Below are 12,193 nucleotides of genomic sequence, written 5' to 3'. Positions count from 1 at the left end.
GTATTAAAACATACTCGCCGTTAACAACTTTATATCTTTATACGAAACGGTATATTTTTTAGCCATAATGGAATTGGTTAAATATCCTTTGTAGCTGTAGATCCCATTCATAAACCATTCTTTGTGGTGAATCATTTCTTCTACCCCACCCGCTTCAGCGATCTGCAATAAGATCGGTGCAAAAATATTACTCAAGGAAACGGTTGCTGTACGCGCTACCCGTGATGGGATATTCGGTACGCAATAATGGATCACATCGTATTTTCTAAAAATCGGGCTCATGTGATTCGTTATTTCTGACGTTTCAAAACAACCGCCCTGATCGATACTCACATCCACAATAATGGAATTCGGTTTCATCTCTGCAACCATTTCATCGGTTACCAGACAGGATGTTCCTTCTTCTGCCCTCAACGAACCTATGACTACATCTGCTTCGCGTAATTCCTTACGCAAATTCACGGTATCAATAACAGAGGTATATAATTGCAACCCTAAATTCAATTTCAATCTGCGCAAACGATACAAATGACTATCGAATACTTTTACTTCAGCACCTAACCCTATAGCAGTACGCGCTGCATACTCTGCCACGGTACCTGCACCTAAGATCAATACCTTGGTAGATGGAACACCTGTAACGCCGCCCAGGATTACGCCCATTCCGTTTTTAGAAATAAGATACTCCGCAGCGATCAACATTACCGCGCTGCCCGCAATTTCACTCATTGATTTTACAACCGGTTTGCCGCCTGCTTTGTCTTCAATAAATTCATATGCCAAACCGGTAATGCGTTTTTTATTTATTTCTGCAATGTATGCCGCGTCCAGTGTAGACATCTGCAATGCAGAGATCAAGGTCTTTCCGGGCTTCATGTAACCAATCTCTTCCATCGTAGGCGGATCAACCTTCAATACAATCTCCGAGTCAAAAACTTCTTGTTTTGAATACACAATCTTCGCACCTGCTTCGCTGTATTCTCTGTCTGAAAACTTTGCATTCAAACCAGCACCTGTTTCAACCTGCACAACATGCCCGTTGTTGACGATCAGGGCCACTGCTTCAGGTGTTAAGCACACCCTGTTTTCAATACCATCAATTTCTTTTGGAATACCAATACACAATTGCGGAAGCTGTTTCCGAACCTTCATCAATTGTTCTTTGGGATAAAGAATCTGTTCTTTTACCAATACGTCTAATTCAGACTTCTTTTTCATGAGACTAGGGAGTTCATTTGAATGCAGAACACGTTCCTATTAATTAGCTCCTGCACCATATCGGGTAATTGTATACACTCTGGATTGTTCGCTTATCGCATCAATTTTTATATGCAGATATTTTTCCGGCAGTAAAGACGGTATGCGTGAAGCCCATTCTATAAAGCACATATTGCCTGAATAGAAATAATCTTCGCAGCCTATTTCAAAGGCTTCCCGCTCAGAATTTATTCTGTAAAAATCAAAGTGATAATATATTTTCCCGTTGTTTGAACGGTATTCATTTACAATAGAAAACGTAGGGCTGTTAACCGACTCAATAAATCCTAAAAATTCTCCGCATTGGCGCACAAAGGTAGTTTTGCCTGCACCCATCTCCCCGTATAATACCCAGATCAATTCACCTTGCGCAAAATCAATCAATGCTCCTAAAAAAGAAATCGTTTCTTCCGGTGAATGACATTCAAAGCGCATTACAGCATTGCTTGTTTGTATAGATGACATTGGGATATTTTTTCGTAGTTGAATCTACTAAGAAAAAATGGTCTATAAAAGTGCCCGCAGTATAAAATGTTCGTGCAGCCTTAAAATCTGCGGGATCAGCAGTTGTTCCTCGTCGTTAAAAATAACATGATCGGCCAATTCGATCTTTTCAGCATCGGGTATTTGTCTGTTCATGATATCCCTAACCTGTTTTTCATTGCGGTGTGTATCTCTGTGCAATACACGTTCTATGCGTAATGACGTTGGACTAGTCACAACGATCATCTCATTCATTTCTTTCGCGGTATCGGCTTCGTAAAACAAGGCTGCTTCTTTGATGATATAGGGAGCATTGGATTGAGCGTTTGCCCAATCGTTGAAATCACGTCGTACTGCAGGATGTGTAATGGCATTCAACGCAGCCGTTTTGCTATCGTCTGCAAAGGCTACAGAAGCCAGATACGGCCTGTTTAACACATTGTCTTTAAAAACTTCTGAACCAAAAGCAGCGATCAATCCTTTACGGATATCCGGATGATTTTCAGTGAGCCATTTTGCCCGGGAATCTGCATCGTAAACAGGAATACCTAAAATCGAAAAAATACGACATACCGTTGATTTACCAGTGCCAATGCCTCCTGTAATGCCTACTTTAAACATAGCTTACTGTGTAAATGGTCGCTTGTATTTCGTTACATTAAAAGATACTTCAACTTTATCCGCACCATATTTTACCTGAGGGTTCGACGGTTTCGGAAGTGAGATCTCTTCTTTGTAAGCATCTGCAATATTGTTGTCTGATACTTTAACTACAATCTTATGAGACATGGTGTCCAGAATAGATGCAGGGCCTGTTACCACAATGTACTCGGGATTGATACGGATATTGCCATCAATCTTATAGTCGTCTGCTAAAAAAGTCGGCTCACGATCTACATAGATCTTCATCTTATCTTTTTTGACTTTATCTAAGCCTGTATACAAGGTATCAGATATAAAATACCGGATCTCAACGATCGGTAACTTATCCTCCAGATAAGGTCTTATCTCCGAAGCCAATACATATCTGTATTTCTTTCTGTTCGTAATGTCAATCTCAATGGGATCAACAAACCAATTTAATTTCAGTTTCAACAGATCCCAACCCAAACCGTATGCGTGAAAGGTGATCTTTGTATTGTCTTCATTCTTGTGCATCAGCGCCTGATTGTCGTATTTAAAAACAATCGGATACGATACATCTGCTAAATGATCTCTATTCATTGAATTTAACAACCAGATAAATATTGTTGCCAGAAGGCAGACAAACATTACCTTCCAGTCGTATTTTCGATTAAATAGTCTCAGTATAGCTTTCAAAATCGTGTTGGGTTAATTGTGTATTCGTGATTGTTAGAGAGATTCGTCAGACCACTTTTTTGTGGTCCGACGAATTTAATAAAAGTGATCTGACGGACAAAAAAGCCGTCGGATCACAGCTCATTAAATAGTCTTAACAAAACGAATAACCTGTTTTAAAACAAAACCTCCAATGAAGTAGTGATACAGTCAATGGAGGTTTTAATAGTATTTCAAAAAACTTATTCAGCTTTAGTAGATAAGCCTTGAATAGCGCTTTTTTCGAATTTCATACGAATGCGATCAACAATAAGGATCACTGTTCCATCGCTTTCAACACTTGCAACTTTAGCATGTAAGCCACCAATTGTTTGCACGCTGTCTCCAGGTTTCAAACTTGAACGGAATGTTTCCTGCTCTTTTGCTTTCTTTTGCTGAGGACGGATCATGAAGAAATAGAATACCCCAATCATCAATGCAATGAAACCAAATTGGAAATAGTTATTTGTACCTGAAGCTTGTAATAAAATTAATTGAACGTTAGCCATTGTTATTGAATTTAGTTTTGATTTATTGATTAAGGAATTAATTCGCGTCTTTAATGTATGGACCTGAAATGTCTTTCGCCTTTGCGATTACAAATCCTTTGATCGTAATTACTGTTGCTTCCGGATCTGTATTGGCAAGTACTGTCACTGTTTTAGTGAAATTGCCCGGACGGCCTTCGCTGTTAAATTGAACCAGAATTTTTCCTTCTGCACCAGGTGCAATGGTATCTTTTGTCCACTCCGGAGTTGTACAGCCACATGATGCTTTTGCATCTCTTACATATAGAGGTTCTGTTCCGGTATTTTTAAATACGAATTCGTGTTTAGCGAACTCTCCTTCTTTTACATCGCCAAATTCATGTTCTGCTTCATTAAATGCAATTGAAGTTGTTTTTAACTCCTGAACAACAGGAACTCCTGTTGAATCCAGTTGTGCAACTGCTGCCTCTTCATTCTTTTTATCATCACAAGACACAGTCATTACTGCACACGAAAGTAAAAATGCATAAGTAACAATACGTTTCATAAGTTATATATTTTAGTCTACGAATTTAATTAAAATTAATCCAGTTTAATCAAGTTATCAAAAAAGATTAAGCTATTTTCCTCTGCAGTTTGCCGTGGTTGTGTCTTTTCGACCAACCACCATCTGGCTAGTGGTTGGTCGAAAAGACACAACCACGGCCGAAATTCCCATCTTACAAATTTATATATTCTATTATTTTAGACATATATTTTTCGGTCGTTAAGATTCCGCCCTGATCTGGCGTGGTTAGCTCTTTATTTTCAAAAAAGAATGTTTCAATTTGATTTTCAACACGTTGAGATAAGTCTGCAAATCCAGCCACCGATAATAATCTGCAGAATGCCATCATAAGCGCATATGGATTGGCAATTCCCATTCCTACAATATCCGGTGCATGTCCGTGCATCGCCGCAGCAATATAGCCATCCTCTACTTCAATCAAGGTATGTGCACGGTTCAATGAATTGTGTATGGAAGCATACAAGGCCTTCAACACATTTGCCCCTTCAATGGAGCTTACAACCTGATTGGTATTTTTATATTGACTGTGTTTAATGAACGACAATACATTTGCATCTTCGAAGCGCCAGTGATTGTTGGAGAAGGCAAGTCGTGTCCAGGCTTTCATGGTGTCTTCCCACACCTGTGGCTGCTCCTGGTATTGCTGCACCATTACGACTTTTTGATCCTCTTTAAAACAAGCATGTATTACCGTCATATCTTTTAATGCACCCGTGTGCATCTGCTTCTCTGTAACAGGTACTGCAAGTACACTGGTGTACCCTTTCGTTTCGTGAGGGATCTGCGTATGTGCATACAGAGGCTTTAACGATTTGAATGTTTCTGTTTGTTCCTGTTCAGAAACAAACGGCCCGCAAAGCACAAAGTACGGCTTATTCAGACCTGACAAATCCTGAAAGGAACTTAAATAATGATATTCAATTGTTTCATCGAATAAACTAAAAAAAGCCCGAAGCGAATCAAACAGCTCCGGGCCTATGCCGTCTCCAGGATATAGAAATATATGTGTTTTCATTTCAGGCTTTTCCTGATTGTATTTTTTCAATTAAACTTTCGATCTCAGACACTAATTTCTCAGCAGCTTTTTTAGATTCAGCAACTTCGTCTGATTGCAATACGGATTCTTTACGCGCTTCGAACTCTTCTAAGAATGCCATCAGTTGTTCTTTATAACTTGCAAGTTTAAATTTCAAATGCGCACGCGTATTCGAACCTTTATCCGGTGCAAATAATACACCTAATACTGCGCCTGCAGCTAAGCCCAGGAGTAGTGCAGTAATTACGCTGCTGCCGCCGTTTGAATTTTTGCTTTCCATATTTGTTTTTAGTTACTAGGTGCTAGTTTCTAGGTACTAGACGATTCAAATTGAAATATGATCACTAATTTAACATTGTCTAGTAACTAGTACCTAGAAACTGGTAACTAAAGAAACTATTTATTATCCATCAAACCTCTTCCGCTTTTCAGAATCATACCGTTCTTCTGCAGGTCAATAGAAATGGTATCTAACAACCCATTGATGAACTGCTTACTTTTCGGGGTACTATATGATTTTGATACTTCAATATACTCATTAATAGTAACTTTTACAGGGATGTTCGGAAATTTCACCATCTCTGTAAGTGCCATTTTTAATATAATGCGATCGGTAAAGGCAAGACGTTCGATGTCCCAGTTCTGCACTTTATCTGTAATTAACTTTTCAGCTTCCGCATCAAATTCTGAAGATGCTTTATACAATTCCAGCATGAATGCCTGATCTTCTTCCCAGTTCGGAGATAAAGACGGTAACTCATACGTTGAATCGGTATTTTCCTGAATGCCTTTAGCTGCCTTCAATGTAAGACTTCTGATCGCCTCGTCGTTTTCAGTCCAGTTGTAATCCAGATCTTCCCAATACGCATCCAATTGTTCGTTTTTGAACAAATAAGTTTTGATCAGATGTAATACAATTTCTTTGTCTTTTTCGAACGAAGACTCCGGAAATTTTTGGTATTCAATGTACAATGGATCCTGCTTGATCTTTTTCTTATAAACGGTCTTTAACAGATCAACCGGCGGATTCAGTTTGTGTTTTTCAACAAAACTTTTCAATGATTTATTGTTTTCAATAGAAAGTAAAACCGGATTCTTTTTAAGTTTATAAAAATATTCAGGCACTTCGCTTTTTACAACCGAGTGTATACCTTCCGTTGCATCTGCTTCAGCAATCGCCATAAAACGTGTTGCACTGAACAGAACAAGTTTATACATATTTTCAACACGTGCTACATCTTCAAGCAGCATGTTTTTGAAATGCGTAATGTCTTTGATGTGTGCGTTGTCGTATTGATTGATGGCTTCTGTAATTGCTTTGCGGATATCTGGTGCCTGTTCTAAATAAGCTTTATCGTTCTTATCAAAAAACGATTCATAAAAAGTGTGTGCTGTTTTCTTTTTGGCTTCCAGGGCCGGAACATCCTGTACATCTGGCGACATCAGATCGGGGGCAAATACACCCGAGATTTCATCCAGACCTAAGTGGAAATTTGAGACTTTCGTTTGGTATAATGCATATAAAGATTGCATTACTTTAATCCGTAGAATTCTTCTATTCAGCATAACTTATAAAGAACATTTTTGTTTTACAGAGCAATTTCTGTGAATTATTATGTAAGTATTTCTGTTTGGTGAGACAAAGAAACAGAAATTTCTTACTTTGTGATGAATTACAAAGGTACTCTTTTTACGAAAAGATTCCAACCAATATTGTTTAGTTAAGTACACGATAGCTTTAAAAATTCGTCGGACCACAAAAAAGTGGTCTGACGAATGCGCTCTAGCAAAGAACAGTGGTCAGACGGCTTTTTCAGCCGTCCAACCACTTGACGGATACCTCACCAAACGTTATTAATTCCAATCGAATATTTTACAGAAACATACATAATTGTGAAAAGCTGGGCATTAAGTCATTTAAATAAATACCTTCTTCAATACAAATACTACCTCCTGACCGGCCTGTTGTTCGTTTTTCTGAACAACTTCTTTGGCAGTTATCAGGGACCTGTGATCCGGGAAACGATTGATTATCTGGAAAAATCGCTACCCTTGCTTAAAACGGCCAGCGGCGTTCAGAAAGAAGCCCTGCAGTCTGAATTCAGCAAACAAATAACGTTTTTAGTATTGCAGATTCTTGGTTTGACTGTATTTAGTGGTGTATTTCTATATTTTCAACGCAAGATCATTATCGGAACATCCAGACGCATTGAGTTCGACCTGAAAAATGAGATCTACCACCACTACCAACAGCTTCCGGTAAGTTTCTACAAACGAAACAATACAGGAGATATCATGAACCGCATTTCCGAAGATGTGAATCAGGTACGAAATTATCTGGGACCGGCCATTATGTACGGCATCAACCTGGTTGCCATCTTTATGGTTACCATACCGATCATGTTGTCGGTAAGTGTTGAATTGACGCTGTATACCCTGATACCACTGCCCTTTCTTGTGATCAGTATTTATACCGTACAGAATGTGATCACCAAACACTCCGAAGAAATTCAACGCAGCATGTCTAATTTATCCTCGCTGGTACAGGAAACATTTTCAGGAATACGCGTGGTGAAATCCTTTGGCAGAGAGGAATCCATGAGTACTCAGTTTGATGAACAAAGTTCGGATTACAAAGAAAAATCGGTTCGTCTGGCACAGATCAATGCCTTATTCTTTCCTTTGATGGTATCGCTGATCGGTGCTTCTATCATCTTCATTGTGTGGATCGGCGGTACAAAAGCAATTGCCAACGAAGGCATTACTACCGGTAATATTGCAGAGTTTATTTTCTATCTGAATAAATTAGCATGGCCTGTAACATCTCTGGGCTGGATCACAGTAATGATCAAACGTGCAGAAGTATCTCAGGAACGCATCAACCAATTCTTAAAAGAAAAAAACACCTTATTAAAAGGCAAAGAATTAACCTCTCCCATTCAGGGAGCAATTGATTTTAAAGATGTTTCATTCATTTATCCGGATACAGGCATTGAAGCTGCAAAACATATAAACTTTAGCGTATCACCCGGACAAACGCTTGCCATTATTGGTAATACCGGTTCAGGAAAATCTACAGTAGCCTCTCTGCTCTGTCGTTTGTACGACACTACAACAGGCGACATCACCATCGATGGTATTTCTATACGGGAATACAATCTGCAGCATTTAAGAAGCCAGATCGGTTTTGTACCTCAGGATGTGTTCTTATTTTCGGATACCATCCGCAACAACATTGCCTTTGGCTCTGACGACGTAAGTGAAGAACAGATCATTGAAGCAGCGAAGTTTGCAGATTTGTATACATCTATTGAGGGCTTCCCGGCGGGACTGGATACGATTTTGGGAGAACGCGGCATTACCTTATCGGGCGGACAAAAACAACGTTTGTCACTGGCGCGTGCCTTCATACGCAATCCGCGCTTGTTTATACTGGACGATTGTTTATCTGCCGTGGATACAAAAACCGAAGACACCATTCTTACGAACCTGAAAGAGGTATTGGGCGATCGCAGCACCATTATTATTTCCCACAGAGTCTCGTCTGTGAAACTTGCGGACAAAATTATCGTTTTAGAAGATGGAGAAGTGGCTCAAAGCGGCTCGCACGACGAATTGATCCAGATTGAAGGTATTTACAAAAGCATTTATCTGAAACAGCTTCATGAGACTCCTTAAGCCGAAGGCTTAAGTTTTAAGTAATATGTTTTAAGTTTTAAGAAAGTACTAACGGTCTTTATTCATAAAACATAGAATTATGTAACTACTAAAGCCTGCTAACTAAACATTAAATGTAAACGATCACCATTCTTAAAACTTATTACTTAGAACGTATTACTTTTATATCTATGAAAAAAACAACTGCAATTTTAGTTCTGCTTTTAAACATCCTCTGCCTTTCTGCTTTCGCTCAGAAACAACTGGAATTAAAAGATACTGTTACGGGAAAAGTAAAAGTATTTAAGATCGGACAAACGATCCGTTACAAAGGTTTGGAAGATACCGATTTTGAAAAAGTGAAAATTCAAAACATCACAGCTACAACGATTGTATTTTATTTGCCGGATGAAGATGAAAGCAGTCCGGTTAGAGAAGTACCCTTAAGCGAGATCAAAAGCATACAGAAAGCAACAACAATACACAATGTATCTCGAGTTGTTGGAGGCTTATTGATTTTGGGTGGTGCATATACCATGGCAAGCTCCGGTGCACTGGCAGACAATGGCGGCGGCTCTACAGGTGCCTATCTTGGAATGGGTGCAGGTATGGTGGCTGTAGGTGTGATCCCTTACCTGATCAAACCTAAGGTATACATATTGGGCGAGACGCATACGGCAAGTATACGCTAGGTAATTTACAAGAACGTTATATACGTGACTGTAATTTTTAAAGATATATCCGGATAGAAAATGAGGTTTGATATTGAAAAACCAAAAACATGGAAAGGCCTGAGTTATATTCTAAAATCTTCTGTACTTGAAGATGCGATTATTTCTAACAACCTTGACTGTAATGTACATTTAATCTATTGGACACCTCAAAGGGATAACAAAACAGATTGCTCCTTGATAGAAGCTGAATATTGGCTGTCTAATCAAAACGTTGATTACGCTCGTTTCTATATTAGAACAGGAGTTGTTCCCTCTTCCGATAGAAAGAAAGCAGAAACACTTTTTACAGAACACGTCTTACCAAATTTGATAGACTGGATGAAGCATAAAATAACCTTACCTAACAATTCTAGTATAAGCTCTGGAATGTTTTGTGCCTTTTATAAAAATGGAAACTTAGTAATTGAAAACTAAGGCGACAATTTTACTGCCCAAGAATGAATACAAAATTTAAATCACGTAGAGAATGAAAAAGATAGTAATTACACTTTTAACAATAGCTTGTTTAACAGGTTACATTGTTTATTCACAAACGTTAGATAACACAAAAACTATGAGCGAACAAACGTATCCCAAAGCACTGGTTGATTACGATGATTTTAAAAATCTTGTATCCGAAGTTGAAAAACATAGAAATGAACGCCTGATCAACTTAGATGTTTTCTTAAAGATGAGTAAAGAAAATAATGTTGTTATTTTAGATAGCCGTTCTGACTTTCGCTTTAACAAAAAACATTTAAAAGGGGCTATCCATTTAGACTTCACGGATTACACGCAAGACAATCTCAGAACATTAATCCCTGATACAACCACTAAAATATTGATCTATTGCAACAACAACTTTCAAGGAGACCAAATAAATTTTGCATCTAAAGTTGCATTACCTCTCAATTCTAATATGACACCTAATATGATGCAAAATCAGATTTTATCGAATAGAAAACCGATTATGCTTGCATTGAATATTCCAACATATATTAATCTGTATGGTTATGGTTATAAAAATATTTATGAATTAGATGAGCTGGTAAATATAAACGATAGTAGAATAACATTTGAGGGCACTGCCGTAAAATAAAAACTACTTCAAATGAAGAATTTAAAAGTTGGTGCTATATTATTTTATTCTCTCTTAGCTATCTTCCTTATAATGGATCTGTATCCGGAATATGAAAGTCCACATTTCAGATATACAGGCAGTGATCCTAATGATGAAGTATTAAATATGGGATGGCCGTTTGCATCATTCATCATTGACTTTAATACAAAACCATATGTATTTGACGGACCATTCTTAATACTTATGATACCCATACAATTGTTTAGTTTATCAATTGCCTGGTTTATAAAAAGAATACTTTCAAAATGATATAAAAAACATGAAAGCAATCAAACTTTTTAATCATTTATTTTTCGGAATCACACTATTCGTAGTGACAGTAAATTCCTCATTTGGGCAAACAACATTCGACCAAACAGGAACATACGAATTTCAAGGAAAGACAACAAAAAAAGATGGAGACATATATGGTTACTTCGGAACAATTCAAGTGAAAAAATTAAGTGACACGAAAATTGTAATGACCTTTTTTATATGCAAAGGCGCTCCCAGTTATAATTCAGGTTCCTTTGTTGATACATTAGATTTTATAAACAACATTGTCACCTATATAAATGAAGATTGTATAACAACTTTTACTTTTAGTAAAAAAGGAATTAATATATCTGAAAAAAGTGAACGCGATTGTTGGGGGCATGGTGTTGTTGCTCATGGGTATTTTAGAAAAATATCAAAAAAACAACCTATCTTAATTGAGCCGTTGACAGGTGAAAAAATTTAAAATGTTTAATTAAATAAACGATGAAGGAACTACTTAAAAAATATCTACTGACTAAATGGTGGCTGCCAATGCTCATTTTTTTTGTAGCTTCTTTATTATATGCATGTTTTTTCTTCTTACCTTTTAATAAAATTTCACAACTTGTTCCTGTTTCATTTATTCTATTCAGAATTCTCGGACTTTTACTTTTTTTTGCAGCAGTATGGCAATTTATAAATGGAAAATGGTACTGGGGAATACTTCAACTGTTTACATTGCTTTCAGGCGTTGCCGCAATCATCTTCATTTCATACATTTCACTCGTTCTATCTGTATTCGGTCCGAGTACCGATGGATTTGCGTCTAATTTAAAACTCCCTGAAAATGTACCACTCAATTATCCATTTGAAGAAAGATCATATGTACAAACATCCGATAAAATCAAGGATGCGTATCCTGCCTCTTTTCAGCTTTACAATTCTCTTCAACCCGGATTGTATGAATATGATATTTGGTTGACCTCTAAGAAAAATGGATACATTTATCTTAAAGCGTTTGAAATTACACAAGGAATTCAATTATCAGCAAAAAGATTAAAAGAACGTTCAAGCATACGCATTTATAACACAGAAGGTCATTTAAGAAAATTTAAAACTTCACAACACTTTGCCATTTATGAAGGTGACTGGGGAAATCCTTATGCAGCACGCTTTGAAGTCTGGTTCAAATCAGATACTGAAGAAGAAAAAGAAATAAAAGTATTTGAAAAAAATTACGTGATCGAAGGTTGGATGCGATAAAATTTTCAATCA

At 37.5% G+C, this 12,193-nt stretch carries 16 protein-coding genes; 7 read left to right on the top strand and 9 right to left on the bottom strand.

Features of this window, described 5'->3' with window-relative positions:
* Positions 1-3 precede the first annotated feature (3 nt).
* From A3EE_RS0111715 to nusB, 9 genes are all read right to left on the bottom strand, one after another.
* Positions 4-1,218, bottom strand: a complete 1,215-nt coding sequence (locus A3EE_RS0111715) for an alanine dehydrogenase (protein WP_018343637.1) — start codon at positions 1,216-1,218, stop codon at positions 4-6.
* 39 nt (positions 1,219-1,257) lie between these two features.
* Positions 1,258-1,722 (bottom strand): bifunctional alanine racemase/tRNA (adenosine(37)-N6)-threonylcarbamoyltransferase complex ATPase subunit type 1 TsaE, encoded by a 465-nt coding sequence (locus A3EE_RS0111710; protein ID WP_018343636.1) that lies wholly within the window; start codon positions 1,720-1,722, stop codon positions 1,258-1,260.
* Positions 1,723-1,764: 42 nt separating this feature from the next.
* Entirely contained in the window at positions 1,765-2,361 is a 597-nt protein-coding gene (gene coaE / locus A3EE_RS0111705; RefSeq protein WP_018343635.1) for a dephospho-CoA kinase, read from the bottom strand.
* A 3-nt stretch (positions 2,362-2,364) separates the two neighbouring features.
* Positions 2,365-2,964: a YbbR-like domain-containing protein gene (locus A3EE_RS0111700; protein ID WP_245553835.1), complete on the bottom strand. Its 600-nt coding sequence runs from the start codon at positions 2,962-2,964 to the stop codon at positions 2,365-2,367.
* Positions 2,965-3,281: 317 nt separating this feature from the next.
* Complete coding sequence (gene yajC, locus A3EE_RS0111695) at positions 3,282-3,587, bottom strand: preprotein translocase subunit YajC (protein ID WP_018343633.1); 306 nt, start codon at positions 3,585-3,587, stop codon at positions 3,282-3,284.
* 37 nt (positions 3,588-3,624) lie between these two features.
* Positions 3,625-4,113 carry a DUF1573 domain-containing protein gene (locus A3EE_RS0111690; protein WP_018343632.1) on the bottom strand — a complete coding sequence of 163 codons (489 nt, stop codon included), beginning with the start codon at positions 4,111-4,113 and terminating at the stop codon, positions 3,625-3,627.
* Positions 4,114-4,285: 172 nt separating this feature from the next.
* On the bottom strand, positions 4,286-5,149 hold the full coding sequence (locus A3EE_RS0111685; RefSeq protein WP_018343631.1) for an isocitrate/isopropylmalate family dehydrogenase: 864 nt from the start codon (positions 5,147-5,149) through the stop codon (positions 4,286-4,288).
* A 1-nt stretch (position 5,150) separates the two neighbouring features.
* A complete protein-coding gene (locus A3EE_RS0111680) occupies positions 5,151-5,450 on the bottom strand; it encodes a YtxH domain-containing protein (RefSeq protein WP_018343630.1) in 300 nt (99 codons plus the stop codon).
* 116 nt (positions 5,451-5,566) lie between these two features.
* Positions 5,567-6,736, bottom strand: a complete 1,170-nt coding sequence (gene nusB / locus A3EE_RS0111675) for a transcription antitermination factor NusB (protein ID WP_026209741.1) — start codon at positions 6,734-6,736, stop codon at positions 5,567-5,569.
* A 327-nt stretch (positions 6,737-7,063) separates the two neighbouring features.
* On the opposite strand from nusB, the gene A3EE_RS0111670 reads away from it, so the two are divergent.
* The 7 genes from A3EE_RS0111670 (at position 7,064) to A3EE_RS0111640 (ending at position 12,181) form a co-directional block, all read left to right on the top strand.
* Positions 7,064-8,848 (top strand): ABC transporter ATP-binding protein, encoded by a 1,785-nt coding sequence (locus A3EE_RS0111670; RefSeq protein ID WP_018343628.1) that lies wholly within the window; start codon positions 7,064-7,066, stop codon positions 8,846-8,848.
* Between the two features lie 170 nt (positions 8,849-9,018).
* Positions 9,019-9,519: a hypothetical protein gene (locus A3EE_RS0111665; protein WP_018343627.1), complete on the top strand. Its 501-nt coding sequence runs from the start codon at positions 9,019-9,021 to the stop codon at positions 9,517-9,519.
* A 60-nt stretch (positions 9,520-9,579) separates the two neighbouring features.
* Positions 9,580-9,975 (top strand): hypothetical protein, encoded by a 396-nt coding sequence (locus tag A3EE_RS0111660; protein ID WP_018343626.1) that lies wholly within the window; start codon positions 9,580-9,582, stop codon positions 9,973-9,975.
* 52 nt (positions 9,976-10,027) lie between these two features.
* The gene (locus A3EE_RS0111655; protein WP_018343625.1) at positions 10,028-10,639 is read left to right on the top strand and encodes a rhodanese-like domain-containing protein; all 612 of its coding nucleotides are present in this window, start codon (positions 10,028-10,030) and stop codon (positions 10,637-10,639) included.
* A gap of 12 nt (positions 10,640-10,651) precedes the next feature.
* Positions 10,652-10,930 (top strand): hypothetical protein, encoded by a 279-nt coding sequence (locus tag A3EE_RS0111650; RefSeq protein WP_157446996.1) that lies wholly within the window; start codon positions 10,652-10,654, stop codon positions 10,928-10,930.
* A 10-nt stretch (positions 10,931-10,940) separates the two neighbouring features.
* Complete coding sequence (locus A3EE_RS0111645; RefSeq protein WP_018343623.1) at positions 10,941-11,402, top strand: hypothetical protein; 462 nt, start codon at positions 10,941-10,943, stop codon at positions 11,400-11,402.
* Positions 11,403-11,422: 20 nt separating this feature from the next.
* Positions 11,423-12,181: an energy-coupling factor transporter transmembrane component T family protein gene (locus tag A3EE_RS0111640; RefSeq protein ID WP_018343622.1), complete on the top strand. Its 759-nt coding sequence runs from the start codon at positions 11,423-11,425 to the stop codon at positions 12,179-12,181.
* Positions 12,182-12,193 lie beyond the last annotated feature (12 nt).

The sequence above is a fragment of the Cytophaga aurantiaca DSM 3654 genome (genome assembly GCF_000379725.1).
GTDB lineage: Bacteria > Bacteroidota > Bacteroidia > Cytophagales > Cytophagaceae > Cytophaga > Cytophaga aurantiaca.
Note: the sequence above shows the minus strand (reverse complement) of the source record. Positions and strands in the feature narration are given on the sequence as shown.

Excerpts from the sequence above, each read along its gene's own strand:
- A3EE_RS0111715 (WP_018343637.1), bottom strand. The coding sequence starts at position 1,218 with ATGAAAAAGAAGTCTGAATTAGACGTATTGGTAAAAGAACAGATTCTT.
- A3EE_RS0111710 (WP_018343636.1), bottom strand. The coding sequence starts at position 1,722 with ATGTCATCTATACAAACAAGCAATGCTGTAATGCGCTTTGAATGTCAT.
- coaE (WP_018343635.1), bottom strand. The coding sequence starts at position 2,361 with ATGTTTAAAGTAGGCATTACAGGAGGCATTGGCACTGGTAAATCAACG.
- A3EE_RS0111700 (WP_245553835.1), bottom strand. The coding sequence starts at position 2,964 with ATGAATAGAGATCATTTAGCAGATGTATCGTATCCGATTGTTTTTAAA.
- yajC (WP_018343633.1), bottom strand. The coding sequence starts at position 3,587 with ATGGCTAACGTTCAATTAATTTTATTACAAGCTTCAGGTACAAATAAC.
- A3EE_RS0111690 (WP_018343632.1), bottom strand. The coding sequence starts at position 4,113 with ATGAAACGTATTGTTACTTATGCATTTTTACTTTCGTGTGCAGTAATG.
- A3EE_RS0111685 (WP_018343631.1), bottom strand. The coding sequence starts at position 5,149 with ATGAAAACACATATATTTCTATATCCTGGAGACGGCATAGGCCCGGAG.
- A3EE_RS0111680 (WP_018343630.1), bottom strand. The coding sequence starts at position 5,450 with ATGGAAAGCAAAAATTCAAACGGCGGCAGCAGCGTAATTACTGCACTA.
- nusB (WP_026209741.1), bottom strand. The coding sequence starts at position 6,736 with ATGCTGAATAGAAGAATTCTACGGATTAAAGTAATGCAATCTTTATAT.
- A3EE_RS0111665 (WP_018343627.1), top strand. The coding sequence starts at position 9,019 with ATGAAAAAAACAACTGCAATTTTAGTTCTGCTTTTAAACATCCTCTGC.
- A3EE_RS0111660 (WP_018343626.1), top strand. The coding sequence starts at position 9,580 with ATGAGGTTTGATATTGAAAAACCAAAAACATGGAAAGGCCTGAGTTAT.
- A3EE_RS0111655 (WP_018343625.1), top strand. The coding sequence starts at position 10,028 with ATGAAAAAGATAGTAATTACACTTTTAACAATAGCTTGTTTAACAGGT.
- A3EE_RS0111650 (WP_157446996.1), top strand. The coding sequence starts at position 10,652 with ATGAAGAATTTAAAAGTTGGTGCTATATTATTTTATTCTCTCTTAGCT.
- A3EE_RS0111645 (WP_018343623.1), top strand. The coding sequence starts at position 10,941 with ATGAAAGCAATCAAACTTTTTAATCATTTATTTTTCGGAATCACACTA.
- A3EE_RS0111640 (WP_018343622.1), top strand. The coding sequence starts at position 11,423 with ATGAAGGAACTACTTAAAAAATATCTACTGACTAAATGGTGGCTGCCA.